This is a genomic window from Catenulispora sp. MAP12-49 (assembly GCF_041262705.1).
In the GTDB taxonomy this organism is placed as follows: domain Bacteria; phylum Actinomycetota; class Actinomycetes; order Streptomycetales; family Catenulisporaceae; genus Catenulispora.
Window position 1 is genome coordinate 1 of the sequence record NZ_JBGCCP010000024.1, and the last position, 24,722, is coordinate 24,722.

Sequence of the window (24,722 nt, forward strand, 5' to 3'; positions counted from 1 at the left end):
CGGTCCCATTCCGAACCCGGAAGCTAAGCCCGCCAGCGCCGATGGTACTGCCAGGGGGACCTGGTGGGAGAGTAGGACGCGGCCGGACTAAATTTGTAGACTCAGGCCCCGAACCTTTGGTTCGGGGCCTGAGTCGTTTCCGGGCTTCTACCGACGAAGCAGCTCGCAGACCGCGTTCTCTTCGACGGCCCGCATCGTGGCGAACACCGCCGGATCCGTTTTCTCGGTGATCTGTGCGTTGACTGAGAACGTCAAAGAACGCGTGCCGTCCGGGGAGGCCGCGGTGAACTGTGTGTACCCCGAGGTGTTGCCGGTGTGGCCGTAGACGGTGCCGCACCGGGTCACGTAGCGGAAGATGGCGAGGCCGGCCGAGTTCTGCCCGGGGCCGGCGGGTTCGGAGCTGCCGTCGATGAACGCCAGCTGTGCCTGGCGCACGTTTTGCGGCAGGAACCGGGGGCCACCGTAGGCCGCGATGAAGGCGTTCAGATCCTGCGGGGTCGAGACGATTCCTCCGGACGCCCAGGAGGCGGAGGCGGTGAACTCGGTGCTCACGTCGGTGAGCCGGCCATCACGTTCCCCGTAGCCGTGGATGTATGGGATCGGCATCTCATAGCCGATGGGAAGGCTTGTCTTGCGCAGCCCGATGCGTCGGAACACCAGGCCGCTCAGCAGCTGCTCGTAGCTGCGTCCGGTCGCCGCCTGGGCCATGAGCGCGACAGCGATGTTGTCGGAGTTGGAGTACTGATACCGCGTGCCCGGGACGAACAACAGCGGCTCCGAGGCCACGAACGCCAACAGGTCGTCCGGTGCGAACACGTGGTGCGGATCCGCTTGGAGTTCCGCGCCGAACGCGGGGGCCTGTGAGTAGTCCGGGAGTCCGCTGGTGTGCTGCAACAGTTGCCGGAGTGTCACGCGGCCCCAGGAAGCCGGCAGGGAGGGCAGCCAGCGCGCGATGGTGTCGTCGAGTCCGAGTGTTCCCCGGGCCGCCAGTGAGAGCGCCACGGCCCCGCTGAAGGCCTTGGCGACACTGGCGATCCGCATGGAGTCCCGCGGCTTCGGCGGCCGTCCTGTGGCGAGGTCCGCGACCCCGGCGCGGTAGACGTTCGAGGCGCCCTGACGCGCGAACGTCACGATGACGCCGGGCGGCCCGCCCGGCTCGTGCACGAGCGCCTCCAACTGTTGCTGGAAGCCGGAAGGGGGCGTCGGCGGCCGCGTGGAGCCGGCTGCCGTCGTGGCCGAGACGGCCAGTACGCCGGCGACGACCGCGCAGGCCGCCGCGGCACGGAGATGACGGAGATGACCGAACATGGAGCGGATCTAGCCGGACCGTCCGCGTGACAAACGCAGTGGTCCCGTCGTGCAGTCATATGGAGTAGCACGGCAAAAAAGTATTGGGGCTCCCAGATTTCTCTGGAAGCCCCAATACGTTGAGTGTGGACCTGAGGAGATTTGAACTCCTGACCCCCTCGATGCGAACGAGGTGCGCTACCAGGCTGCGCCACAGGCCCTCAACGAGTCAGAAATCTATCACATGGGCCGACTCGTTCTGAAACCCGTTTCCCGGCGCTAGCCGTTGGCTGCGCGCCGGTACTCGGGGGAGGACTGTGCGGGACGCCACACCGTGGACTCGGGCTCGCGCACACCGGCTTCGACCGGGGCCGCGGGTGCTGCCGGCGCGGTTGTACGCTGCTCCGGCTGGCGCTGCCGTTCGCGGCGCCGTTCGGCGGCCACCGCGGCCTCGCGGCGGCGGTAGCGCTCGCGGGTGCGCTGCACCTCGTCGCGGCGGATGTAGACGACATAGCCGGAGAACAGCGCCGCCGGGGCGAGCATGGCCCAGATGTAGTCCAGGCCCAGGATCGTGCTCACGACGGCGCCCAGGGTCGCCAGCGCGAACAGTCCGGCGACCACGCGGCGGCGGCGCATCAGCAGCACGCCGCGGCGCCGGGCGGCCGTGGCGGCCGGGGACGGCTTGGCGACCGGGTGGTGGTGCGGCAGGCGAGCGGTGACGCGCTTGCGGGGCTGGGCGGCCGGGGACGGCGAGGCCTTGGCCTTGAGCGCGGGCTTCTGCTTGAGGCTCTCGACCGAGGCCGGCGTCGGCAGGACCGCGGTCTTGCGCGGCGGGGCCTTCTCCGGAGCCTTCGCTGTGGTCTTCCCCGCGGCCTTTCCCGCGGTGCGCGGATCGCCGGCGCGCGGGCCGGGGGCCCCGTCGGTTCCGGTGGCGGCCAGCGACTCCTCGGCGAGCACCTTCTTCTCGAAGCGTTCGCTGCGGCCCAGGGTGCGGATCGCGGCGGCGTATCGGGCCTTCTCACGGGCCTCGTTCAGCTGCTCTTCCCTACGCAGCCACACTGGGACGAGGTACACCGCCCAGGCGCCGACGATTCCCGCATAGATGAGGCCGCTGCTGCTCACAACACAGCACAGTAGAGGGGGCGACGATCATCAAGGCGCATTCTGTCGGCGTGTCGTTGAGGTTGTGACGAGACTGTTGTGACAGAAGGGGCCAGTTGATCAGTCTAAGGTGTCCGCTGTTCCCCCATCAAGCATGCTCCACACCATTTGTCACCCCGCCGGAGTAGAGCCACTCCTCGAAAGAGTGACGTGCCAGCGGGACAGCAGCCCGTCGGGCACCTCCTCGGCGGTCAGCGCGAACGCCTCGTGGTCGCGCCAGTCGCCGTCGATGTGCAGGTACGCACGGCGCAGCCCTTCGGGGCGGAACCCGAGCTTGTGCACCACCCGCAGGCTCGCCGCGTTCTCCGGCCGGATGCAGACCTCGATCCGGTGCATCCCGCCGGCCCGGAAGCAGTGGTCGACGGCCAGCGCGACCGCCGTCGGCGTGATGCCCCGGCCCGCGACGGTCTCGTCGACCCAGTAGCCGATGTTGGCCGAGCGCAGCGAGCCCCAGGTGATGCTGGAGACGGTGAGCTGCCCGACGAGCCGGTGCGCGGCGTGCTTGGCGGGCCGGCGCGGGCGGCGCCCGGCGTGCTCGGCCTCGGCGAGCGCGTCGTCCAGGGCGTCGGCCGGGTCCAGGGGATCGGCGTAGTCGATCGCGAACGGCAGCATCCGCCCGGCCAGCGCCTCGGCGCGCAGCCGCCGCACCATCTGCCGGAAGGTGATCCGCCCGCCGGTGTCGCCGGGCGGCACGGTGGCCTCCCAGCGCGTCAGCCAGGACCGGTTCCGCTCCTTCAGCTCCCGCCAGGCCGGCGCGTCGGACAAGGCCAGCGGCCGCAGCCGCACGGGTCCGTCGCTCAGCACGGCCGGCCAGGCCGCGCCCCAGCCGGCGGGCCGGTTCAGTGGTCGCCCCCGCGCAGCTGGTCGAGCGCGTGCCCGAGGATCCGGCCGAGCACGGCCATGCCGTCCCGGACTCCGCCGGCGGAGCCGGGAAGGTTGACGATGAGCGTGTGCCCCGCGACGCCGGCGGTCGCCCGTGACAGGGCGGCGGTGGGAACCTTCGGCAGCCCCTCGGCCCGGATCGCCTCAGCGATGCCCGGCACCTCGTAGTCGAGCACCCGCCGCGTCATCTCCGGGGTCTGATCCGTCGGCGAGATCCCGGTCCCGCCGGTGGTGATGATGGCGTCGTAGCCGAGCGAGAGCATGCGCCGCAGCGCGGCCTCCACCGGGGCTCCGTCGGGCACCACCTCGGGCCCCGCGGCGGCGAATCCGAGCTCGGTCAGCCGCTCCACGATGATCGGCCCCGTGGTGTCGGCGTACACCCCCTTAGCCGCCCGGTTGGACACCGTCACGACCATCGCACGCCGCATCGCGTTCCCCCTGTCCGGCTCGGTGTCGCCCGCCAACGGTACTCACTTTCCTCTCCGGGTGAACTGGAAACGAAAGAACCCCGCCGGTCACCCGACGGGGTTCTGCAGTCCTTCTTCGAGGTGGCCAGGGGCGGGGTCGAACCGCCGACCTTCCGATTTTCAGTCGGACGCTCGTACCAACTGAGCTACCTGGCCTTACTGCGAAAGCGCCCGGTCTCCCGGACACCTCGAACAGCATACCGGATCGCGGGGGGTGTCTCCCACCGGGTTGAGCGAACCCGTGTGATCCCGCGCGATCGGCGCCGATCCGCTGACGCGCTCAGCGGTATCCGTACCGGAAGTCCGCCTCGCGGCTGGTCACGATCTCCTTGCCGAGCGGGGCCAGGGAGACCGGGATCAGCTTGAAGTTCGCGATGCCCAGCGGGATGCCGATGATGGTCAGGCACAGCAGAACGCCGGTGACCGCGTGGCCGATGGCCAGCCACAGGCCGGCGACCAGGAACCAGATGATGTTCCCGATGAAGGACATGGCGCCGGCGGTGGGCTTGGCGACGATCGTCCGGCCGAAGGGCCACAGGGCGTAGTTCGCTATGCGGAAGGAGGCCAGGCCCCAGGGGATGGTGATGATCAGCACACAGCAGATGAGGCCTGCCACCACGTAGCCCACGGCCATCCAGAAGCCGCAGAGCACCAGCCAGATGATGTTCAGGATGAAGCGCATGTCTCCCCGTTTCCCCTCGCGCTGACGGTTCGAACTGTGAACGCCTGAGCCGATCACCGCGTTCCGCCAGGGGGCCGGCCAGGCCCGGCAACGCAGAAGAGCCGCCTTGCGGCGGCTCTTCGTGTGCGGTCCCGACGGGATTTGAACCCGCGGCCTCCACCTTGACAGGGTGGCGAGCACTCCTAGCTGCTCCACGGGACCTTGGTATGTACTTGTACTGCCTTGCTTCACCTGTTCGGCCGGTTCCCCGACCGCCCGGTAGAGCATATCGGATTACCGCCGCGGTTCATAACCGCGTTTCTGCCTCGCTGGTGTCGCGTACCCCCAACGGGATTCGAACCCGTGTTACCGCCTTGAAAGGGCGGCGTCCTAGGCCTCTAGACGATGGGGGCTGGTCTGCCCTCAACGTCCATCCGTCCGTCGGGGACGAGTTGAAGCATAGAGCACGATCAGCCCGGTGCCAAAATGATTAGCGGCCCCGGGCGTACGCCCGTCCGGCGGGCGCGCCCCGGGGCGAATCCGTAACCGGTTCTGCTAACGACGACCGACCCGCTACCCTGGTACGCGACACACGCCGGGGCGTGTGTGGGGCGCTAGCTCAACTGGCAGAGTAGCGGGCTTTTAACCCGTGGGTTGTGGGTTCGAGTCCCACGCGCCCTACGAACGAGTGTTCTGGTTCCCCGCTCGGGGAACCTCCTCCCCCTGGTCAGGGGCTTGCGCGGCATGTCGGCGCCATTTCTAGTGCGATCCTGGTTCGAGTGCCGTGTCGTACTCGGGCGCGACTTTGATCATGATTTATCGAAGATCGCGCCCTATGCGCGCCCACGTTCAGGGCCGTTCGGGGTCGAGGGCTTCTCGTTGATGTCCTTCTCTTCGGTGTCCTCCGTCCAGTCCAGGGCCTGTTCGATGCGCTTGCGGGCGAGGTCCTCTTGGCCGTCGACGCATTTGAGCCATCGTGGGGATGTCGACCAACGCCCCGCCCCGCCGAATGGGACGGGCGGTGACCGCCAGGAACCCGCCGGGCTTGAGCAGCTTGCGGCAGCCGGTCAGGATTTCGGTGAAGCCGGCCATCAGGTCCTCGAGGCTGCGATGGGCGAGGTTGGCAGGGTCGCGGCTGTAGTGGTGGTCGAACTTCTCCACGTTCGGCCGCCCGGTGTCGCGGGTGGAGCGGACCTGCCCATGCACCGAGCTCCCGTACGGCGGGGATGTCAGAACGAGCGCGGCTTGGCCGTGAACGTCGGCGGAGACGAGCTCATCGATGTGCCGGGCGTCGCCGCAGATAGCCGTCGCCCCGCCGGTCGCGCCCCGGTCGGCGGCATGGCCGATGTTGTCCAAGGCCAGGTCCGCCCAGCGCTGCTCGTATTCCACGCCGATCGCGTCGCGACCCGTGTGGATCGCCTCCACCAACGTGGTGCCGATCCCGCACATCGGATCGATGACCAGGTCGTCAGGGCTGGTGTAGTGCTCGATGGCATGCCGGGCGATGGCCGGCAGCATCTTGCCGGGGTGAGCCATGGAGGCCGGGAGGTAGCGTCCGCGGCGCTGCGTCCTGGAGTCCTGCTGGCCGGTGGTCCACACCGACAGCGGTAGATCGGCGGTGAGGGGATCGAGCTCGGGGAACGGGAGGGCGGGTTGGATCGTCAAAGCGGTCTCCCACACGGTTGAGCGGTGCATCGCGTTCGGCCGGTTGCGATGCGGGTCAACCACATGGGCCGGGAAAACGGGCGTTTCGGGTCACGGCAAGTCGCGTGACCCTCGTGCGGGGCTACAGTGCGGTTCTCTTGTCGACGGCTCTATCGCAGGCAACGTTTGAAACGAGGCTGAATGGAGGAGCGGCCGGTGACAGCAGCCGAGCCGGTGAACCTTCCGGCGGGCTGGTTGACCAAGCCGGTATGGTCCGATGCGATGCGGTGACCTGGTTGGCACCTGATGACGACGCGGGTTCCGCTGACGGCGACGGCGTACTGTTGGCCGGTGCTGCCTCTGGGTTCGTCGTCCAGATCGGGCCCAATGTGGTGGGATCCAGCGTTCGACGCCAACCGGGTCGACGGAGCAGTGGCCACAACCCTGCAGTTCCGCGACGCCGACACCGGCAAGGTCAAGGCGACGCAGAAGTTGCCGATCGGCCACTGGCACGGGATGTCGGGGATGGGTCTATCCACTGTTCACTGCTGTCGCAACGCGTCCGGGACTCGGGGCGACCGCTTCGGGTGGGATGGTGGTGCGAGCTCGTCCGGGATGGGCCGCGCGGGCCAAAACTGGAAGAGGTATTCCTCCCCTGGGCGGTCTTCTTCGCCCTCTTCCGGGATGCCACCGCCGCCTTCCAGCTCACGCATGCGCTCGTGCCCGCGGGAGTTGACGCGGAGGTGGTACACCATCGGCCCGTCGCTGAGAAGGAGCGGTGCGGTGCGGTGGTCTCTCGTTCCGTTGACCGTGGTGACGATTCCTGAGCGGCAAACCATATCAAGGTCAGCTGTGGTCTCCCACAGGCCCTCTGGTTGCATGGGCGGCTCTTCGGACCAGGCCTGCATGGTGACCAGGGCGGAGAAGGTGTGTCCCGGGCTCACCATGTAGACGATGCCTTGGCGCACTGTCAGATTGTCTTGAGGGAGCCAGTCATGTGACGGCGGTTCCTCGACGTTGTTGCGGTCGGCGTCTTCGAGGTTGAAGCGGTGGTAGGAGACGACGACCTCATCGGTCACCGTGCGAACTGGCTGGGCCATGTGAGGCTGCTCCGGCGGGATTTGCGGTGTGGGCCCGTAAGCGGGCCCACACCAGGCTACTATTTCAGTTCCCGTATACCTGCAGTTCGTCGGTCATGGTCCATCCCGGTCGCGCGGTCACGGTGACCTTGACATAGCGCCCGACGGTGTTCAGGTTCAGTAGTTTGTAGGTTTTGGTCTGAGCGGTCGCGCTGGTCATCGGCTCCGGGACCAGCCCGACGTCCGTCCAGTTGGTGCCGTCGGTGGAGGTGGAGAAGTCCAGGTAGGCGGGCAGGTACGCCGAGTCCCAGACCGCGTCTTGCCGCAGTTGCAGCCAGTCGCTCTTGATCTGCGTGATGCTCTTGGTCGTGCCCAGGTCGACAGTGAAGGAGTAGTTCCCGAGATCTCGTCCCTGCCAAGCGGTACCCAGTGCCGCAGTGCCCATGACGCCGTCTGTCAGCTTCGTGTCGAAGTCGTCTGGGTAACCTGCGACGTCAGCCTTGTAGTCGCTGGTGTAGGAGCACCCGGGTGCGCCTGCTGCCGCACCGCATCGGGCGTAGTTTGTCGCTGCGGTCGGAGTGGCCGATGTCGTGGCGGTCGCGTTGCTGCTTGATGCAGAAGTGTTTCCAGCACCGTCGAATGCCTGAATCTTGTAGGTGTATGCGGTGGAGCCGATCAGCTGCGAATCGGTGTAAGTAGTTGTTGTACCGATGAGTGTGGCGATCGGATTGCCATTGCGGATGATCTTGTAGCCGGCGACGGGCAGTTTGGGATCGGTCGAGGCTGACCACGTCACCTTGATGTTCTGGGCATCGATGGCGGTTGCGGTCACGCCGGTCGGCGTGGTTGGTGGCGCGTCTCCATCGCCGCCGTCGCCAGTGCCCGTGGCGGCCCAGTCGGCGTACGCCTGGGTGAAGGAGCCGTTGTCCGCGTTATAGCCGGAGTCCGGGGACAGGTAGTCGAGGTAAGACGCGGACCAGTCCGTGTATGCCGCGGTTTTCGTGGCGTTGATGTCGGCCACTATCGTCTTCACACCCGCCGGCGTCGTGCGCCCAGAGGCGTCGGCGACGTATGTCTGCGAGCCGGAGTACAGCTCTGTGTTTCCGCCCGCAGCGCTGAACGCGTCCCCCATCGCTGTGAACCAGGTGCCCATGGTGGCCGCGCCGGCGTGCTGGTCGCCGACGCCGTCCTGCAGGTCGACGATATCCAGATCCGCTTGGGGCAGGATGCTCTGCCATGTTGCGGCATAGGCGGTGCTGTCTTGCCAGCCGGGGAGCGACGTGTCGACGGCATCGAAGTTCGCGGCGGTCGCGACGGTGAGGTCGCCGGTGATTGCCCGCAGTTCTTCGGTGATGGTGTCGTAGTAGTTCACCAGGTTCGTCTGGGCCGTAGCAGAGGCGAAATGGATGTTGTCCACGGTGAGCGGCAGGTACCAGCCACCGAATGAGGCGTGCGAGCCGTAGAGCGTCCACAGGTCGTCAGCCGTCTCGCGGGACGCGTCCGCGTCGGTCCGTGTCGCCGACGCGTCGTTGACGTTCTGTAGCCACCTGTCGTCGGCGGCCAGCCCGATCAGTACGTGGATTCCAGCGGCGTGTGCCGCGGAAAGTAGTCGGCCGACGACGTCGGTCTGGGTGGACCGGTGATATTGCAGGGCGTTCGGATAGGCGGCAGTCGGGACCCCGCCGGCCTGGAGATCGTCGATGTCGACGCTGGACTCGAGGACCACGGTGTTCATGTGCAGATTCGCCATGTTCGACATCTCGGCCGCCAGCTGGCTGTCCGTTAGAGCATCGATGTGGGAGGCCCGCACGAGCGAGCCGTTGATCCGTCCCACGGTGAGCGGATCGACGGCGGGCGGCGGCGGAGGAGGACCGGCCACACCGGTGATCGTCACGTAGAAGCCGTCGTCAGTCTGCGTGGTCAGAACCCGCTGCCAGCGAAGGAAGTTGATCAGCGCGTTGCCCGCCGAATCGTTCTGGCTCTTGTTGAGCGGCATCGCCGAGTAGTTATTGGCCGGCGTGGCCGGTTCGTACTTATTTTGTGCAGCGCCTTCGTAGGTGAGAGCGAAGGGATACTCGTCGCAGTCCAGAGTGTTTCCCTGGCTGTACTGGGCACCCCACTGTGCGCGGCAGGTGGCTCTTGCGAAATTGCGATTGTCTTTGTAGCGCTGAAGGAGGGTGGTGGTGTTCAGTCGATGAAGGGGGTGGTCGGCGTCGCAGCCCGGAACCGCCTTAGCCGGGTTGGTCGGGAAGGTGGCAGCTGGGTTTCCGCAGGCTGTGTATATGTGTTTGGCAACTGCGCCCTCATTGCCGTTGGTGTCGTACTGCAGCGCTACCAGGTATGGGAAGATCGCTCCTCCGAACGGCGAGGCTACGTAGCTGGCGTAACTGGCGTTGTCCCAGCGCATCGCCATCGGTACGGTCGAGACGGGGTCACACTGCACACATGACCAACCTGGCCCTGGGACGAAGCCGAGAGTGAACTCTGCTAGGTCGGAGTACACGTCATCGGATCCTTGCCCGCTGCCGGCGGTGGTGTTGTAGGTCCATGTGTTCGATGTGGTGCCGTTCGCGATGAGATCGGACAGCATCCAGGCGCTGTCCGAGCCCGACCTTGTGGGCGCGGGTCCGTAGACGTTCGTCACCGACCATGACGGGGTGAACAGCATGTCCGAGTCGACAGTGCCGATCGGAGAGAGGCTGTCCAGGGTGACGGTGAAGAAGAGTTGGCGCTCCGGCTCTGTCGGCATGCCGGCCGAGGTGCCGATGATCGTCCTGCTGTAGACGAGGCCCCCGATCACCTGGCCGTTCTGCAGGAACTGGAAGAACAAGTTGTCCGACTGGCAGATGTCGTAGCGCGAAGCGACGTAGAAGTCGTTGCCTGAGGCCTGGACCGCCGCTTTGCAGTCGGCCACGCTCAACGGTGGCGGGTTTGGGACTGCGTTCGGTTGCGCCGTCCCGGCCTTGCTCATCGAGTCGGCGCTGACGACGGCTGTGTGCTGCCTGGTAATCCGATCGACATCCGCCTGGTGGAACTTGCTGGTGTCCACCTTGGCCGGGGCGTGCAGCCCGAGACTCGTCGGATCCGCTCCTGCCATCAAGCGATGAAGCGTCGAGTCGCGGTCTACGGTGAGGGGTGCTTCGAACGTGCGCACGGATCGCACGTTCTGTCCACCTGTGCTCGCGGAGGCCGGGATGTTGGCTGTTGAGACCAGGCCCAACGCCAGCAGAAGGGTGATCAGGAGACGTGTACGGGTGGCTGAGTGTATGTGTGCTCTGATATACACGACTCGCAAAATTAGCACAGTTGATCGATCCGGTCACTACTGAATCACTTTAGGTGACAGCGTGTAGCGATCTCGTGTGCCTCTGGACCACACTCCGTGAGCGGCCGCAGCGCGCATTCTCGGCGGTGCGAGTGGCACGACCTAGCCTGGCGCGGCTTGCGCCGGGCCGGAGACGGTCAGCACCACGGCGGCGGGGCACTGCTCGACGGCCTTGGAGTTCTCGTTGAGGGCGTGCAGGGCGCACGCGAGTGCAAGCCCCGCGGCCGGGGGGCCGTCCTGCGCGAAGGCGGGGGTGCCGGCGGCTCTGATCCAGTGTCCGTCCTGTTCAACGGGCATGACGGGACTCCGTTGCTGGCTGGCCGACCGTGCTGGCCGGGGTCCGGGGATGGGGCGTGGTGAGCATGGCGAAGTCGAGCCACTCGTCCATCCAGCCGGAGGGTGCCCTACGGGTCGGATAGTTGACCAGAAAAGCGCGGTCAACCCGCGCCGGCCCATGTCCGAGGGCCGCTTCGCCCTAGCCAGCTCGGCAAGAACGGGCTGAAGCAGCAGGGTATGGAGCATTTCCGGAGCGTCTACTGTCTTAGCTGGCGCTTACCTTCGCAGCTCAAAGGGGGTATGGCTGATCTTCCGGTTTGCGGGTGAGTACCTGACGGCGCGCCCACCCCGGATCGGTGAGCCTTCACGTCGCAGACGCGGTGGGGGTTTCGGTTTGCGACGGCGCGAGCGCCATTCTGAGCCGGAGAAGCCCCTGCCGTACGTCCAGCGTGCACGCGGTTAGATCTCGAGGGCGGTGCTGTCGGCAAGGATCGCGGCGGAGCCAAGGCCGACGGCGCGGCGGACGCGGACACGCCCCTGCACGAGCTCGGTAAGCAAGCAGATCAGTGGCGTCCGGATCCCCGATGAGTCGGCGTTCATATGTCTATTCTGTCGCTTCCGTAGCGGCGGCGGGCTCGCGGATGGCGAGCGATCGAAGTTCTTGACGTGCAGCCGGGCGACCAACGCCTTCTCGATCGCCGGAATCAAGGTTCTGAACCCGAATATGTTGACTTACGAGAGCCAGATCAAGGCCGCAGTGAGTACCAGGGGTCAAACGGTCGCCTATGTTGTCTATCCCGAATACGATGGCGGAAATGTGATGCCTTAGGCCGTCAAGATGTCGGCGGTGTGTGTCGCGAACTGCACCAATAGCCCCATCAATATCAGCGACACAATCCAGAACGAGCTATGGAGCCGGGCGAACAACGCCTGGGTCAATATCGGTAGGTGACGCGGGTCGGTTGGTGATCAGCGTTCGAGCAGAGGAGGGTGGCCATGTCGTCGAGGGAAGAACTGCTGCGGCTTCTTGAACCGCCGAGCGAGAAGTGGGCTCTCCCGAGCCCGGAGGAAATCGTGCGTGGCTACGGGAATCCGTTGCCCGCCGACTACATGTGGCTCAGCGAGGTTTACGGGCCCGGGGCGATCGCAGGCTATCTCAGCATCCTGGCTCCGCTCCCGGCATCCGAGATCGGAGCCGCCCCAGGCGTCGCACCGATGTCCGCCGAGCAATTCCTGCAGTTTGACGAGCCGGGCGAGATCGACCCCGCCTACCTGGAGCCCGCTGGCCTGATCGTGTGGGGCTTTGATCTCAACAACGACACTGCCTGCTGGAGCCCGGTCGGCGAGCCGGACGACTGGCCGGTGGTCATCCGCCGGCACAATCCGCAGTCGGGCCCGACGTGGGTGCGGTACGAGATCGGCGTCGTGGAACTGCTGGTGCGAACCTTACAGGGGAGGCTGGACAGCAACCCGTTCAGTGGTGACGATCTTTGGCGCAACGAGTCTCCGAGTTTTGCCCGGTCCTGAGACGGCGGACGCGAACCAACCCGCTCAGGCGTCCGTGAGCCTGGTCGAGCTTCCCTCCAGGGACCGCCCGCTCTGCTCGTCGAAGCCATGGCTTGCCGCGCTCCACGACGAACCTGATCGCGACATGCCAGCGCTTGACGGCGAACTGACGACAAAGCACGCTGCCTGAGCGGCTATGCCGCCCGCCCTGACTGGGTCGGTACGGCTACCGCCTCAACCGCGCCAGCTGAGTGAGCCTCGCTGTGAGCTCCTTTCCCTCCGCGCTGAGCGGTTCGAGCTTGTCGACCAATTCCTTGCGCATGCGATGGTCTGGGTCGTTGATGCGGTCTCGGACCCTTTGGGCTGCGTCCTCTACCTGGCGTCGATAATCGTCGAGGTTGTCGTCGAGGTTCTCTATTAGCTTCTCGCCCTGTATCCCGATGGCAAAGATGAACTGCTGGCGGACCTCATCGGCTTCCTTGTCGAGCGCCCGGACCCATTCCTGGCGCAGTAGATCCAACGATGTCGCCGCTCTTCTCAACAGCTGAACGCCCATGAACACGACAGCCGCGGCACCGGCGACCACCGCCGCTGGCGGAAACAGTGCGCCAGCGCCGGCGACGCTCCCGAGCCACGCCGCGGTCGCGCCGACCGGAGTCGCGATGCCGATCACTGCTGCGGTGTTTTTGACGAGATCATGAGGCGCCTTGTGGTGAGCAGCCATGCGGGGCTCGGTCAGGGAATCCATGTCCAGAGGCGGCACGGCCAGACTGTCGGCGGGCTCGTCAGCGTCGATGCACTCTTCCACACGGCTGCGCAAGTTTGCCTTGAAGCTCGCCAGCTGCTTGTCCCAGAGAGTGGCCGGTCCGTCCGGGGCCTCCAACCAGCTCTGAAGTATCTGTGCCTTGTGCACTTGGATCTGGTTCGCCTTGCGCGGCACGTACAGGTCGGTGGCTCGAATCTTCGCGTCGAGGTGGGCGTGGAAATGATCGGCGAGATGGCGGAACGGCCGGGCTGAACGCTCGACGCGGTGCTTGAGATCTTCCGAAAGGGCTTGGCGGAGCTCTGGGATGGCCCCATCGAGATGGCTCAGGTAGCGCTTCTGATCAGCGAGCACTCGGGCCAACTCGTCTAACGGGAGCCGTTCGTTGGCGACACGTTGTTCCAGCTCCCTGGTCAGCGGACCGATCGTGTTCTTGGCTTCGGTCGCGGCGTTCGCTATGTACTTGTGTCCTGCTTCGCCTTCGATGAGTCCCTGAAGTGCCTGTCGCAGGGTATCCATTCGGCTTGCTGCGATGCAGTTGTTCGCCTTCGCGATGTCCCCCCTGGCTTCGAGCATCGCGGCCCGTGCTTCCAAAGCAGGAGATACCGGGATGAAACCTTCGCCGATGAATACGGCATCCGGCCGTCCGTCTTCGGTGAAGTTCTCCCGCAGGTAGAGATTGTTCTGCTCGACGGTGTCCTTCCAGGCCGGCGTGCCCGAGTCGTCGACCTGAGTGGCGAGATCGATCGCCGTGACGACCCACAGGACACGCTTTCGTGCTGACCGACAGTGCTGGTACAGGTAGCGGATCAGGTCGAGGTCGTGCTCCGAGAGCGTCTTGGTCGCGTGTGTGACGTAGATGAAGCAGTCCGCCTCGATGACTGCGCTCTTCACGATTTGATCGTGGATCGCGTTCGGCGAACCGTAGCCGGGCAGGTCATAGAGCTTGGCTGGCACGCGGAAGTCCGCAATGGACAACTCGATCTCCGCTACCTCCCGATTCCAATGGGAATCCAGCCGGTTCGCGCGGTCAGCACCGACCGTCGCATACGCTGCCAAGATGGCTGGCGCCGGGGAGTTCCCCACGTCCTCCCACTGATCGTCATCGGAATCCTCAAAGCGGACACGGAGAAATCCACGGCCGGAAGCCTCCACGCCGCTGTCCTCGCCTACTGGCACGATTCGTGCCGGCACTGCGGTGGTCGCACGTGAGGCCGACGGCAGCAGGCTGACGAACTGATCGGCCATCTGGCCGAAGTCCGTCTCCCGCTCCCGGACCTCCAGGCCACCCTGAAGGCCCGACAGGAGCAGACTCTTGCCCGAGGAGTAGGCACCGAACATACCCACGGTGAGTAACGTCGAGGCATTTCGAGTCCGCAGTGCCTGCAGCAGAGCGGCCTTGGTCTGGTATTCCGTCCGCGAGTTTCCGGCTTCGTAGGCGGTTTCGCCAAGCGCCTCGAGCCAGAGTTCGGAGCGGCGAAGGAGTTCGGTCAGCTCATCCTTCAGTTCACTCACGCGCGGCTTCGTCACAGAACTTTTATACACAGGGCGGCTGACATGGAACACAGTCCGCGTCCGACTCCGCGCCGACGACGCTAACGAAACAGAGGGGCGTCACTTCAGAGATTCCGTCGGCTACGTCGCCCTAAGGATCTTGCAGGTCCGAGGTCTGTGGACGGGGAACGGCCTCGCGATCGCCGACTTCAACAGCCCTCCGCTGGCCATCGACCTCCAACCCTCTTACAAACGTCCGCTCGCGAAACGACGATGGGCGTACGCGGGGTTGGGCTTCTCGGCCCCTTCTAGGCGGTCAATCGCACGGTTTGGAGCCTCTGCCGCCAGGGCTCACAGTGCGGGTTTCCACCTACCTTGAACCATGGCCGTAGGCAGTGTCCGGAGCGGCTTGACAAGGGAGTTGTGCAGTCAGCCACCTCCGTTGCCTTGCTGACCGCCTACACCTTCATCCGGTAATGCCTGGGCGCCGTCACGCGTTCCATCAACGCCATGCATGCTCTACCGGCGGTCGCGGCTAATACGCGCCCAAATCAGCGGTGCAGCGCCCGACTCGGACGCTGCACCGCAGGCCAGGGCGTGAACGCTCGAAAGTGGGTTAAGCTTGCCGTTTAAGGTCAGAAATTGATCAGTGCTCTGCTGCTGGTTTCGAAACCAGGTTGAGGGCATGTTCTGGTTCTGCGATGTGGTGGCGGGCTGACGCAGCTCAGCGCCGGTGTGTTCGACGATTCGCCGGACAGGACGACGGCCTCCGAGTGACTATGGGTTCTGCGAAAAACACTCATTGTCACGAAGGGGGTCGTCGTGTCCAGTGTTCTGCAGCCTGCGATCGTCTACGGCCGGTTGGCGGTATTGGCCGGGTTCCGCCGCGACTTCTACGACGTGTTGACCGGCCGGCGCGATGAGCTGTTCGAGCTGACCGACGCGGTGCTGTGCACCGACGGGGCAGTGAAGACGCTGGTGGAGCTGGCGTTGGCGCCCGAGCATCAGCGTGGGCACGGGGCCCTGTATGACGGGATCAACCACGGTGGCCTGGACATCGGCAGGCTGCGGCGAGCGATCACCAACACGCCGCTGCCGCGGGCCGCGGACGGCCGGCTGGTGCTTGCCGTGGACGTGTCGCCGTGGCTGCGCCCGGACGCGAACACCTCGCCCGACCGGTGTTTCTGCCATACCTACGGCCGTGGCAAGGACGAACACCGGATGATCCCGGGGTGGCCGTACTCGTTCGTCGCCGCGCTGGAGTCCGGCCCGACCTCATGGACTGCGATCCTGGATGCGCTCCGGTTGCCGCCCGGCGCCGACGTCGCCGCGATCACCGCCGCACAGCTACGTGAGGTCGTGATGCGCCTGCAGGCCGCCGGGCATTGGAGGCCCGGAGACCCGGATATCCTCATCGTCGCCGACGCCGGATACGACGCCCCGCGCATCGCGTTCCTGCTGGCGGACCTGCCGGTCCAGATCCTCGGGCGGCTGCGTAGCGACCGGGTATTCCGCCGCCCGGCCCCGGCCTACACCCACCCTCCGACAGGCGGACGCCCGGCCGAGCACGGCGGCGAGTTCGCCTTCGGCGACCCGGGCCAGCTGGGGTGAGCCGAACGTCCTGACCACGACGCAGAACACGCGCTATGGCACCGCGACCGCACAGGCCTGGGACCGATTACATCCGATCCTGACCCACCGGGCCGCCTGGGCTGACTGCCTCGGTGACCTGCCGGTCATCGAAGGGACCGTCATTCGCCTGACCGTCGACCACCTGCCATCCGGTGGGGAGGCGAAACCAGTATGGCTGTGGTGGTCGCACGTCGATGCCACCGGCGAGGACGTTGACCGCTGCTGGATGAGCTTCCTCCGAAGGTTCGATATCGAGCACACCTTCAGGCTGCTGAAGCAGACCCTTGGCTGGACGACCCTGCGGCTTCGCGACCCGGCCGCTGCCGACCGCTGGACCTGGATCACGATCGCTGCCCACACCCAGCTGCGCCTGGCCCGGCCGCTCGCCTCCGACCTCCGCCGGCCCTGGGAGAAACCGTTGGACCCCGAGCGCCTGACCCCGGCCCGGGTCCGCCGCGGGTTTCGGAACCTCCGCGCGAAGATCCCATCGCCAGCGCGTGCGCCGAAACCGACACGACCTGGCCCCGGACGACCACCCGGCTCCCGAAACCGCCAGCGCGCCACCGTCCACGACGTCGGCCGCGTCCTCGCCACCGGCGAGGCCTACATCAGACCCGAACATCACCAGAAGGGCACTAAGTCACGCCGAAGAGGTTAAACGACAAGCTCAACCTGGTTTCGAAACCAGCAGCAGAGCATTGATCAATTTCTGACCTTAAACGGCAAGCTAAGGCCCCACGCGAAGTCCTATATTATTTCGCAACCCTGAAGTACAAGCCGAACACGGGTGGCAAGCTGCGGCGCTACTGGTGAACGTACTGGTGAGAGCCCGTTTTCGGGTCATCGGATAGTTGTGTCTAGGGATATGGGCGGAGCCTGGCGGATGTCCCGGCTCGGTCATTGCGCCTAAAATGCGCCCAAATTTGTAGGAATAGGGTGGGGTCTCTGGGCGCGGTGCAGCTGTCGCGGGGCCGTGCTTGGCGTGCGAAATGCTGGTCGATGGTGTCGATATGTTTGTACTGCCTGACCGGGGGAGGGCTGAGCTCTGCAGTCGCCTTGAGGTTGTCGCGGTTGGCCAGGCGGCCCCTTTGAAATGGACCAGGTCCTGCACCACCTGAACGACTTCGCCGTGCCCTGGACCGCAAACCTCGCCGAACAGGCACTACGCCACGTCAAAATCCACCTGAAGATCAGCGGCTACTTCAGAATCCTGGCCACCACCCGGGCGTACTGCCGCATCCAGTCCTACCTGGCAACCACCCGACTCCACCACATCCCCGCCATGGACGCGATCCGCGCAGCCCTCGCCGGCCATGCCTGGAGCCCACTCACCTGACCCCGTAGCTGGTTACGGCCAAACGAGTGGAACCCTGGCGCCCCACTTAAGTCGCACTACTGAGTCACCGATACGTCAAGCGGGGCCAACGCCCCCCCCGAGTCAGACGCAGACACTTTCTTGTGGAGAATCGAGAAGGGGAAGATGATCGTAGAGGGCCGCGGTGATCACGTCGTCGAGGGCGCCGAGTGCTACGCGCAGTCGGGTGTAATGGGGCTCGCGGCTTGTCCGGGAACAGACGCACGGCAGCCTCTTGGCGTCTATGGGGCAGGTGTCCGATGACGCCACCGATGCCGCACTCGCTCGATCGCCGCCAGACGCTGCGGGGCGCGGTCTTCCTCGGTGCTGCTGGGGCACTGTCGCTCCTGGGTGAGGCGCGTGCGGACGCGCAACCCTCGCCCTTCCGGCACGGTGGACCGCCCACGAAGCTGCCGCTGCAGCCTGAGTTCCCCACCTCGCCGCTCGACGCGTTGCCGGAGCCCGTGGTCAGGAACCTTGAGACGGCGATGCGCGCCGCGATCAAGGCGGTGTCGCCAGCTCCGCGGTACCGCGGATTCGGCGCCGTACTCGTCAATGTGGATGACGGTCGGATCGTTGCGGAAGGGAAGGGGGGTGAGGGCCCCGGAACGAATCACGCGGAGCTCAACGTGATCCGGAACTACGGCCTTATGCACCCTGACGGGGATGCCTTGCAGAAGACCGTTCTGGTGACGACGGGCGAGCCATGCCCCATGTGCGCGACGTGCGCCATCTTCTCGCGCGTGGCCGGCGTGGCCTACGGAACCTCGCTCGAGTTCCTCATGCAACATCCACCCACGCGCATGCCGATCCGGATCTCCATGCCTCAGGTCGTCGCGACCGGACCCACGCCGAATATGCCGGTGGTCGGGGGCGTGCTCTGCGAAGAGACGGATCCGCTCTTCAGCTGATTCGGATTGAGCGAACCCTTATCCGCGCGCCTTAGTTGACTGTTACGTCTTACTCGTCGTTTCATCGAGGAGAATCGAGAAGCGGAGGATGGTCGTGGAAAGCGCAAGGCAGCCTTTTGGCCTCTATGGGTCAGGTGTCCAATGACGACCTCGATGCCGCACTCGCTCGATCGTCGCCAGTTGGTGCGCCGGGGGGCGATCTTCCTCGGCGCAGCCGGGGCGCTGTCGCTCCTGGGTAACGCGCGTGCGGACGCGCAGTCCTCGCTCGTCCGGGATGATGAGCCGCCCACGAAGCTGCCGCTGCAGCCCGAGTTCCCCACCTCGCCGGTCGACGCCTTGCCGGAGCCCGTGCGCAGGAACAACAACCTCGAACGCGCTATGTGCGCGGCGATCGACGTTGCGAAGCGGGCGGCCAATTCCTTCGGCTACGGGGCCGTGCTCGTCGACGTGAGTAATGGTGAGATCGTCTGGAAGGCGGCGAATACCGGCGGCGCCGACCCATCTGCACATGCGGAGCTCAATGCGCTCCGGGAGTTCAGCATCAACAGAGGGAGCTTTACGGCTGCCTCCTCGACCATCTTGGTGACGACGGCCGAGCCGTGCTCCATGTGTGCGACGTGCGCCCTCTTCGCGCGCGTGGCCGGTGTGGCCTACGGGACATCGCTCGAGTTCCTCATGGCACAACCCGGCAACACGGTGCCCAGGATCTCCATGCCTCAGGTCGTCGCGACATTGCCGCCGTCGGATCCCAGGATCAGCACGCCGGTGGTCGGGGGCGTGCTCCACGAAGAGACGGATCAGCTCTTCGAGAAGAAGTAGCCTTCCCGCGCCATTCGGGCGAATCCGGGGACGAATCGGAAACCCCTCGACCGTTCACCGGGTCCTGACCCGCTACCGGCTGGTCCGGCTGTCCCACCAGGACCGGGCCACCGCGCGGCCGGGGCGGCGCTACGAGCGTGACGCGCCGGGCGACCTGGTGCACGTGGACGTCAAAAAGCTCGGGAACATCCCCGATGGCGGCGGACACCGCGTTCACGGCCGCAAGATCGGGCAGCACAACCGCCAGGTGAGCGCCGGCGGGGCCAAAAGCGTCTGGCGCAATACCCGTCTGGGTTACTGCTTCCTGCACACCGCCCTGGATGATCACTCCCGGCTGGCCTACACCGAGATCCTGTCCGACGAGACCAAGGAAGCCGTGACCGCCTTCTGGACCAGCGCCCAGGCCTTGATTCGGGGCTCGCGTGCCCGGTCGCCTACCGTGCGGCAGCCGCTGTCGGGGCGACTGGCGCCCCGTTCGGGCGCTGGGTACGGCCGGTGCGGCGGTTTACCGGTGCGGGAAGCGGCGGTAGCGGGTGGCGGGCAACGTGCCGACTCTGATACGCGGTCAGGACCAGTAGCATTGCCAGCAGCGTCATGCTGCCCCCGGCGGTGCCCCAGCCCAGGCCGCCGGAGCCGGCCGGTTTGGTCAGGGCGTCGCCGCCTGCTGCGCCCAGCGGGCGGGTGAGGACGAACGCCGGCCAGAACAGGACGGTGCCGTTGACCGGTGTCAGGTAGTGCGCCGCCAGGATGAGCATCAGGACGACCGCGATGACCGCGAACGCGCCGCGGTAGCCCAGGCCGGTGTCGTCGGCGAGCCAGTCGCCGCTGGAGGTTCCCAGGGTGTTGGAGACCAGGATCGCGGCCCAGTACAGGATCTCGCCGGTGTGGCTGGAGATGTTCTCCACGTCAAAGGTCTGGCCGGTACGCCACCAGGCAAGGAACACCAGCACCAGCACGCAGGTCAGCAGCACCGCTCCCCAGCCGTAGCCGATGCCCTCTGGGGCGCTGCCGTGGCCGAAGCCGCGGTTGAGGAGATCGGAGATTTCGGTACCGACCATGCTGGTGCCCAAAACCACCGTCCAGTACAGCGCGGGGCGGAACCGGTGCGCGCGAACCTGCGCTGTCACGGCGGCGATGAAGTATACGGCGACCACGATCGCGGCCGTGGCGTATCCGAGGCCGAAGGTAATACCCAGCAGATCACCGGAGGTCTCGCCCAACGTGACCGCGATTGTCTTCAACACCCAAAACAGCGCGGTTACCTGCGGCAGCTTGCGCAGCACATGCGTAAATTCGCCTCGCACTGACTGTTCTGACAGCCGTTCGGACACCGCGTTTCCTATCAGTCGGGACCCAACTTCGCAGCAACGGGCGTCCGGAGCCCCAGAGGGCGGTGCCGAACTCGCGACCGGCACCGACACGGCTGCTCCAACCGTCAGATGCCTGTCGCGCAACGTAGCCATCGTGCCGAGCCGAGACAGTCAAGAGCCGGATCCACACGCCCGGCCCTGGCGATCATCACCCGAACAGGCGCAGCGGTGCGGGCCCTGCCCGCCAGCACCGCGGCTTCCTCGCGCCACAGCCCACTGGCACGACGCCGGAGCCGCGGGGGAAGCTTGACGTTCTCCGGCTTCAGCGCCTCGGGGCGGGCCCGCAGAAAATCCGCCAGCAGTGCTCGGTCCATCGCAGTGCCAGCCCTTCAGCCCGTTCGATCGCGTCGGGCGCGAGATTTGGCGGACCGCGGCGGGGCGGCGCGCATACGCGAGTTGAATCTGGTGCGAAGCCGGGTGCACTGACCCGGTATGCGGGTAGATACGACGGTCGTAAATCGGGCTCTTCCGCGCGGAGGGCCAGGTCCTTGTCGGCAAGGCGCCATACGTCGCGGGTGGGAGTCACCGAAAGCGGCCGGCAGGGCTCATTGGCTGGTGAAGAACCACCATGCTGCGGTGTACCAGAGCACGGCCACAGTGGCTACCAACAGCCCGCCCATGACGGGAAGCACCCATCTGTGCAGCGACCGGCTACGGACGACTAGGACCTTTGCGGCGAAGGCGCCGTAGAAGAAGCACCCTGCGATCGAGTGTGCCGCAGTTCGTGACGTGGACATCTCGATGCCGTATGTGAGGATGCAGTGGACAGCGATGGGGATGCTCAACGCGAAGGCGACGACCCCGACGAGCCGATGCGTCCTGGACACCGCACGCGGCGTCCGGTCGGACCGGGACAGACCTGGCAGCCGCCGGTACATCCACAAAGCCAACGCGAGTTGGACCAGCGCCAAGGCCAGCAGGCCGGTGCCGAGCTGGGCCTTCAGGCGCACACTGTCCTGTCCGGTCTGGCCGAACAGCGACGTGGCGTAGTCCGGGGTGTGATGATCGGCCACCAGGTACACCGCCGCCGTCACCGCGGCGGCGACGGCCACGACAGCGGTGCCGGTGACCGCGGCCCGAGCCCTGCTCTCGTTCATCGCAGCGTCCTGTCGTCTCGGGAGCGGTCACCGGCGTCTGTGTTCGAGAATTGTCGATCTTGTTGCCGTCTGCGCCGGTAAGGTACCATTCCGCCCCGAACGCGTTCAGCGCCTGGCCGTTGGTGTCGCCCGGTTTGTTGTCCCCGGCGAAGTAATACAGCGGGTGCCCGTTGAAGGTGACCTGCATGGTTCCGTCGGCGCGGGCGGTCATCCCCAGCTTGCCCATGTCGCCGCCGGTGATGCTCGGCGCGGCCTTTGCGATGACCGGCGACCACGCGCTGGCACACGCGCCGGTGCAGGTGGACATGCTGCCGGTGTCGGCGGCGAAGAGGTAGACCGAGCGGCCTGCGGAGTCCGTCAGGGCGGTGGGGAACTTAGCCGTCCCGACCTTCAGGGCCGTGCCGGCTGCGGCTGGCGAGGGGGACGCGGCGGCCGGCGGCGATGTGCTGGGCGCGCTGCCGCTGCTCGCGGGCGCCGCGCTGCTCTTGCTGCCGCAGCCTGCTGCCAGGGCGAGTGCGGCGGACGCACGGCAGTGAGTGCGGGTATGCGGCGGAGGCTGATCATGTCCGACCTCCCGTTCGAGGGTGTGTGCCGTCGTGTTCGACGACGTGATCACCCTCTGAAACGGATGAATCGTTCACTGTGGCGCCCACTCACGGCTCCGTTGACCGAGCAGCTGCTGATTGACCACGGCGCCGCACGCCCGCACATGGATCGTTCGCCCGGCAAGGACGGCTGTCGGGTCGTGTTCGGCGGGCCCGTCGGGCTGCCATCGGCCGTTCTCTGCGTCGCGGCGGTGGGGGTACCAGCCTCCGTCGGTTCCTAGTCGGATCTGGGCGCCTTCTGTCTCGGCGGTCCATCGGTTGCGCCACAGTCGCAGGGTTGGCAGGTCCTCGTCGGCCCCGTCCTCCAGCGCGCGGTGGGCTCGGGCCTTGTCGGCGTCGGTTTGCCGCTGACGCCTCGCCTGGTGCGGGGCCGGCGTTCGTGGTGGCAGGCTGCGGGTCGCCGGTGCCGGTGGTTTCGGGGCGGGACGGTGTCCCAAGGCGTTCGGGCGGGGCGAGAATAACGGGGTGACTTCTTTGCTGCAGTCCCTGGGCGATCACGTATCCGGGTTGGACGAGGCTGCTTTCGACCGACTGCTGGATGCACGTCCGGACGTGTGCGCCGCGTTGGGCCTGGATGAGGCCGAAGGGGCGACGGAGGTGAGCGTCAGTGCGGCGGCGTCGGCGCTGTCCGATGTCGATGGGGCTTTCTTCGCGTTGGCTCGGCTTCCGCTGCCGCATGTGTATGTGGTGGCGGTGCTTGTGGCCGGGCGGGAATCGGTGCGTGTCGATGGCCGTCGCGCTCCTCGTGTCCGGGAGTCGCGCCAGGCCGAGTGGGCTCAGGTGGCGGCCGAATTCGGGATGCTGTTCGCTGTTGCGCATTATGCCGATCTGGCGGAAGTGCGGGCCGGGCTGTGCGGTACCGATGGCAGCCGTGGTCAGGTTGTGGACCAGATCGTCGAGGAACTGGTCGACTTGGCGCTGGTGTGGCCTGAGCAGGGGCGGCTGCGGCTGCACGATGCCTTGGCCGGTTCCTTCAACGTGGACGTCGTGTTGGACGGTTTCGATGCGGGGGCGGTCTTGTCGGGTCCGCCAGTGGTGGAGACGGTGGCCTATCAGGGCCCGGATCCGGCTGATTCCGCGCGGGCTTGCGCGCTGGCGGCGCTGGAGGAGGTTGAACGGCTGTTGGCCGTGGTCGCGGCTGAGCCGGTGGCGTTGTTGAAGGCTGGGGGCGTGGGCGCGCGGGAGATGAAACGGCTGGGGAAGGTCGCGCGGATCGACGCCGCCCGGGTGCGGCTGTGGCTGCATCTCGGTGAAGCCGCGGGGCTGATCGGAGCTGGTGAGGGTGAGGTGATGGCGACAGCCCTTTACGACGAATGGTCTGCGGCTGAGCCGCCACAGAGGTTTCTGATTCTGGTCAACGGCTGGTTTGGGATGGACGCGTTCCCGTTGGCGGCTGGGCTGGGCGGCGGCCGGGTGCCGGCTCCGCTGGCCGCCGCGGCGTTTCTGGGGCCGGCGTCGATGGTGCGTCCAGCGGTGCTCGCCGTGCTGCGGGCGGCTCCGGTCGGGCGGACGCCGGCGGCCAAGTCGTTGGAGGCGGGTGCGGCGTGGAATCTTCCGCTGATGCTGGGCTTCGGCGAGGCCGGCTCTGCTGTGGCCTGTTCGTGCGGTGAGGTCCACGACGAGTTCGACGACGAACCGTGGATCGACCCGGCGTTCGCAGTGGCGCAGGTGCTCGCCGAGGCCGAAGTGCTGGGGGTCGTCGTGGCGGGGGCGTTGGCGCCATGGTTCCGCTTCGACGTGGCCGATCTCGCCTCCGGAGACGTCGGCGAGGATGCGATTGCCCCGATCGTGGAGGCCCTCGGATCAGTCCTGCCTCCGGCCGTGTCCGAGGTGCGACTGCAGGGGGACCTGACCGCGGTGGCCTCCGGTCTGCCCAGTGCGGCGCTTGCAGGGCTGCTCGACGGTTGCGCGCGACGGGAGTCCAGCGGGGCAGCCGCGGTCTGGCGGTTCTCTGACGCCTCGATCCGGGCGTTCCTGGACGGTGGCGGTGACGCTGAGGGCCTGCTGTCGCGCCTGAAGGGATGCAGCGTCACCGGCACGCTCCCACAAGTACTGGAGTACCTGGTCAAAGATGCCGCCCGGGTGCACGGCCTGGTCGATGTGATCGCCGCGACTGTGGTACTCGTGGCGGCCGATGAGCGCCTCGCCTCAGAGATCGAGGCGAACCGGGCTTTGGGATCGCTGGCGCTGCGGCGCGTCGCCCCGACCGTGCTGGTGTCAGCCGCCGGCCCGGTCGCAGCCCTGGACGCGCTGCGTTTCGCTGGATACGCCCCCTCTGCACATCAGGCCGACGGTGCCGTCATGGTGACCAGGGCTGTGGGGCAGCGGCTGCGCGTGGACGCCGGCTGAGAGAGCGGCGACCGCGCTTCGGCGAACACCTTCGGCGTCG

General features: G+C 66.5%; 19 protein-coding genes, 5 tRNA genes, 1 rRNA gene and 2 pseudogenes. 9 read left to right on the forward strand and 18 right to left on the reverse strand.

What is annotated here, in order from left to right; all coding sequences use genetic code 11:
• Positions 1-88, forward strand: a 5S ribosomal RNA gene (gene rrf, locus ABIA35_RS33575); the annotation flags it as partial.
• A gap of 59 nt (positions 89-147) precedes the next feature.
• On the opposite strand, the gene ABIA35_RS33580 is transcribed toward rrf, so the two are convergent.
• The 9 genes from ABIA35_RS33580 to ABIA35_RS33620 all read right to left on the reverse strand — a co-directional run bounded on the left by ABIA35_RS33580 (position 148) and on the right by ABIA35_RS33620 (position 4,871).
• Positions 148-1,308, reverse strand: coding sequence for a serine hydrolase domain-containing protein (locus tag ABIA35_RS33580; protein WP_370360648.1), 1,161 nt, complete (start codon positions 1,306-1,308; stop codon positions 148-150).
• Positions 1,309-1,434: 126 nt separating this feature from the next.
• Positions 1,435-1,508, reverse strand: a tRNA-Ala gene (locus ABIA35_RS33585).
• A gap of 58 nt (positions 1,509-1,566) precedes the next feature.
• Positions 1,567-2,409, reverse strand: coding sequence for a hypothetical protein (locus tag ABIA35_RS33590; protein WP_370336442.1), 843 nt, complete (start codon positions 2,407-2,409; stop codon positions 1,567-1,569).
• 150 nt (positions 2,410-2,559) lie between these two features.
• Positions 2,560-3,249: a GNAT family N-acetyltransferase gene (locus tag ABIA35_RS33595; RefSeq protein WP_370360730.1), complete on the reverse strand. Its 690-nt coding sequence runs from the start codon at positions 3,247-3,249 to the stop codon at positions 2,560-2,562.
• A 38-nt stretch (positions 3,250-3,287) separates the two neighbouring features.
• The gene (locus tag ABIA35_RS33600; RefSeq protein ID WP_370336440.1) at positions 3,288-3,758 is read right to left on the reverse strand and encodes a molybdenum cofactor biosynthesis protein B; all 471 of its coding nucleotides are present in this window, start codon (positions 3,756-3,758) and stop codon (positions 3,288-3,290) included.
• 121 nt (positions 3,759-3,879) lie between these two features.
• A tRNA-Phe gene (locus ABIA35_RS33605) sits at positions 3,880-3,953 on the reverse strand.
• Between the two features lie 124 nt (positions 3,954-4,077).
• Positions 4,078-4,479 (reverse strand): YccF domain-containing protein, encoded by a 402-nt coding sequence (locus ABIA35_RS33610; protein WP_370360649.1) that lies wholly within the window; start codon positions 4,477-4,479, stop codon positions 4,078-4,080.
• A 126-nt stretch (positions 4,480-4,605) separates the two neighbouring features.
• Positions 4,606-4,680 (reverse strand) — tRNA-Asp (locus ABIA35_RS33615).
• A 118-nt stretch (positions 4,681-4,798) separates the two neighbouring features.
• Positions 4,799-4,871 (reverse strand) — tRNA-Glu (locus ABIA35_RS33620).
• A 195-nt stretch (positions 4,872-5,066) separates the two neighbouring features.
• Between ABIA35_RS33620 and ABIA35_RS33625 the strand changes: the two genes are divergently transcribed.
• Positions 5,067-5,139: transfer RNA gene (locus ABIA35_RS33625), tRNA-Lys, on the forward strand.
• A gap of 168 nt (positions 5,140-5,307) precedes the next feature.
• Here the strand turns inward: ABIA35_RS33625 and ABIA35_RS33630 are convergent.
• From ABIA35_RS33630 to ABIA35_RS33650, 5 genes are all read right to left on the reverse strand, one after another.
• The gene (locus tag ABIA35_RS33630) at positions 5,308-6,123 is read right to left on the reverse strand and encodes a TRM11 family methyltransferase (protein ID WP_370360650.1); all 816 of its coding nucleotides are present in this window, start codon (positions 6,121-6,123) and stop codon (positions 5,308-5,310) included.
• Positions 6,124-6,644: 521 nt separating this feature from the next.
• Positions 6,645-7,202 (reverse strand): hypothetical protein, encoded by a 558-nt coding sequence (locus ABIA35_RS33635; protein WP_370360651.1) that lies wholly within the window; start codon positions 7,200-7,202, stop codon positions 6,645-6,647.
• A gap of 64 nt (positions 7,203-7,266) precedes the next feature.
• On the reverse strand, positions 7,267-10,335 hold the full coding sequence (locus tag ABIA35_RS33640) for a DUF4434 domain-containing protein (RefSeq protein WP_370360652.1): 3,069 nt from the start codon (positions 10,333-10,335) through the stop codon (positions 7,267-7,269).
• Between the two features lie 273 nt (positions 10,336-10,608).
• The gene (locus ABIA35_RS33645; RefSeq protein WP_370360653.1) at positions 10,609-10,803 is read right to left on the reverse strand and encodes a hypothetical protein; all 195 of its coding nucleotides are present in this window, start codon (positions 10,801-10,803) and stop codon (positions 10,609-10,611) included.
• A gap of 438 nt (positions 10,804-11,241) precedes the next feature.
• Positions 11,242-11,382, reverse strand: a complete 141-nt coding sequence (locus ABIA35_RS33650; protein ID WP_370336428.1) for a hypothetical protein — start codon at positions 11,380-11,382, stop codon at positions 11,242-11,244.
• A 396-nt stretch (positions 11,383-11,778) separates the two neighbouring features.
• Between ABIA35_RS33650 and ABIA35_RS33655 the strand changes: the two genes are divergently transcribed.
• A complete protein-coding gene (locus tag ABIA35_RS33655; protein WP_370336426.1) occupies positions 11,779-12,309 on the forward strand; it encodes a hypothetical protein in 531 nt (176 codons plus the stop codon).
• Between the two features lie 205 nt (positions 12,310-12,514).
• Here the strand turns inward: ABIA35_RS33655 and ABIA35_RS33660 are convergent, their stop codons facing one another.
• The gene (locus ABIA35_RS33660; protein ID WP_370360654.1) at positions 12,515-14,581 is read right to left on the reverse strand and encodes a hypothetical protein; all 2,067 of its coding nucleotides are present in this window, start codon (positions 14,579-14,581) and stop codon (positions 12,515-12,517) included.
• Between the two features lie 798 nt (positions 14,582-15,379).
• Here ABIA35_RS33660 and ABIA35_RS33665 point away from each other — a divergent pair.
• The 4 genes and pseudogenes from ABIA35_RS33665 to ABIA35_RS33680 all read left to right on the forward strand — a co-directional run bounded on the left by ABIA35_RS33665 (position 15,380) and on the right by ABIA35_RS33680 (position 19,261).
• Positions 15,380-16,835, forward strand: a pseudogene (locus ABIA35_RS33665) (NF041680 family putative transposase).
• A gap of 435 nt (positions 16,836-17,270) precedes the next feature.
• Positions 17,271-17,513, forward strand: a complete 243-nt coding sequence (locus ABIA35_RS33670; protein WP_370336422.1) for a hypothetical protein — start codon at positions 17,271-17,273, stop codon at positions 17,511-17,513.
• Between the two features lie 278 nt (positions 17,514-17,791).
• On the forward strand, positions 17,792-18,442 hold the full coding sequence (locus ABIA35_RS33675) for a nucleoside deaminase (protein ID WP_370336420.1): 651 nt from the start codon (positions 17,792-17,794) through the stop codon (positions 18,440-18,442).
• Positions 18,443-18,583: 141 nt separating this feature from the next.
• Entirely contained in the window at positions 18,584-19,261 is a 678-nt protein-coding gene (locus tag ABIA35_RS33680; RefSeq protein ID WP_370336418.1) for a nucleoside deaminase, read from the forward strand.
• A 434-nt stretch (positions 19,262-19,695) separates the two neighbouring features.
• Here ABIA35_RS33680 and ABIA35_RS33685 read toward each other — a convergent pair whose 3' ends face one another.
• The 3 genes and pseudogenes from ABIA35_RS33685 to ABIA35_RS33695 all read right to left on the reverse strand — a co-directional run.
• Positions 19,696-20,592 carry a hypothetical protein gene (locus ABIA35_RS33685; RefSeq protein ID WP_370336417.1) on the reverse strand — a complete coding sequence of 299 codons (897 nt, stop codon included), beginning with the start codon at positions 20,590-20,592 and terminating at the stop codon, positions 19,696-19,698.
• Positions 20,593-21,176: 584 nt separating this feature from the next.
• Complete coding sequence (locus ABIA35_RS33690) at positions 21,177-21,728, reverse strand: DUF6529 family protein (protein ID WP_370360655.1); 552 nt, start codon at positions 21,726-21,728, stop codon at positions 21,177-21,179.
• Positions 21,729-21,870: 142 nt separating this feature from the next.
• A pseudogene (locus ABIA35_RS33695) lies at positions 21,871-22,122 on the reverse strand (hypothetical protein); the annotation flags it as partial.
• 4 nt (positions 22,123-22,126) lie between these two features.
• Between ABIA35_RS33695 and ABIA35_RS33700 the strand changes: the two are divergent.
• Both ABIA35_RS33700 and ABIA35_RS33705 read left to right on the forward strand, forming a co-directional pair.
• Positions 22,127-22,264: a hypothetical protein gene (locus ABIA35_RS33700; RefSeq protein WP_370336414.1), complete on the forward strand. Its 138-nt coding sequence runs from the start codon at positions 22,127-22,129 to the stop codon at positions 22,262-22,264.
• 534 nt (positions 22,265-22,798) lie between these two features.
• Complete coding sequence (locus ABIA35_RS33705) at positions 22,799-24,682, forward strand: helicase-associated domain-containing protein (RefSeq protein ID WP_370360656.1); 1,884 nt, start codon at positions 22,799-22,801, stop codon at positions 24,680-24,682.
• Positions 24,683-24,722: the final 40 nt, after the last annotated feature.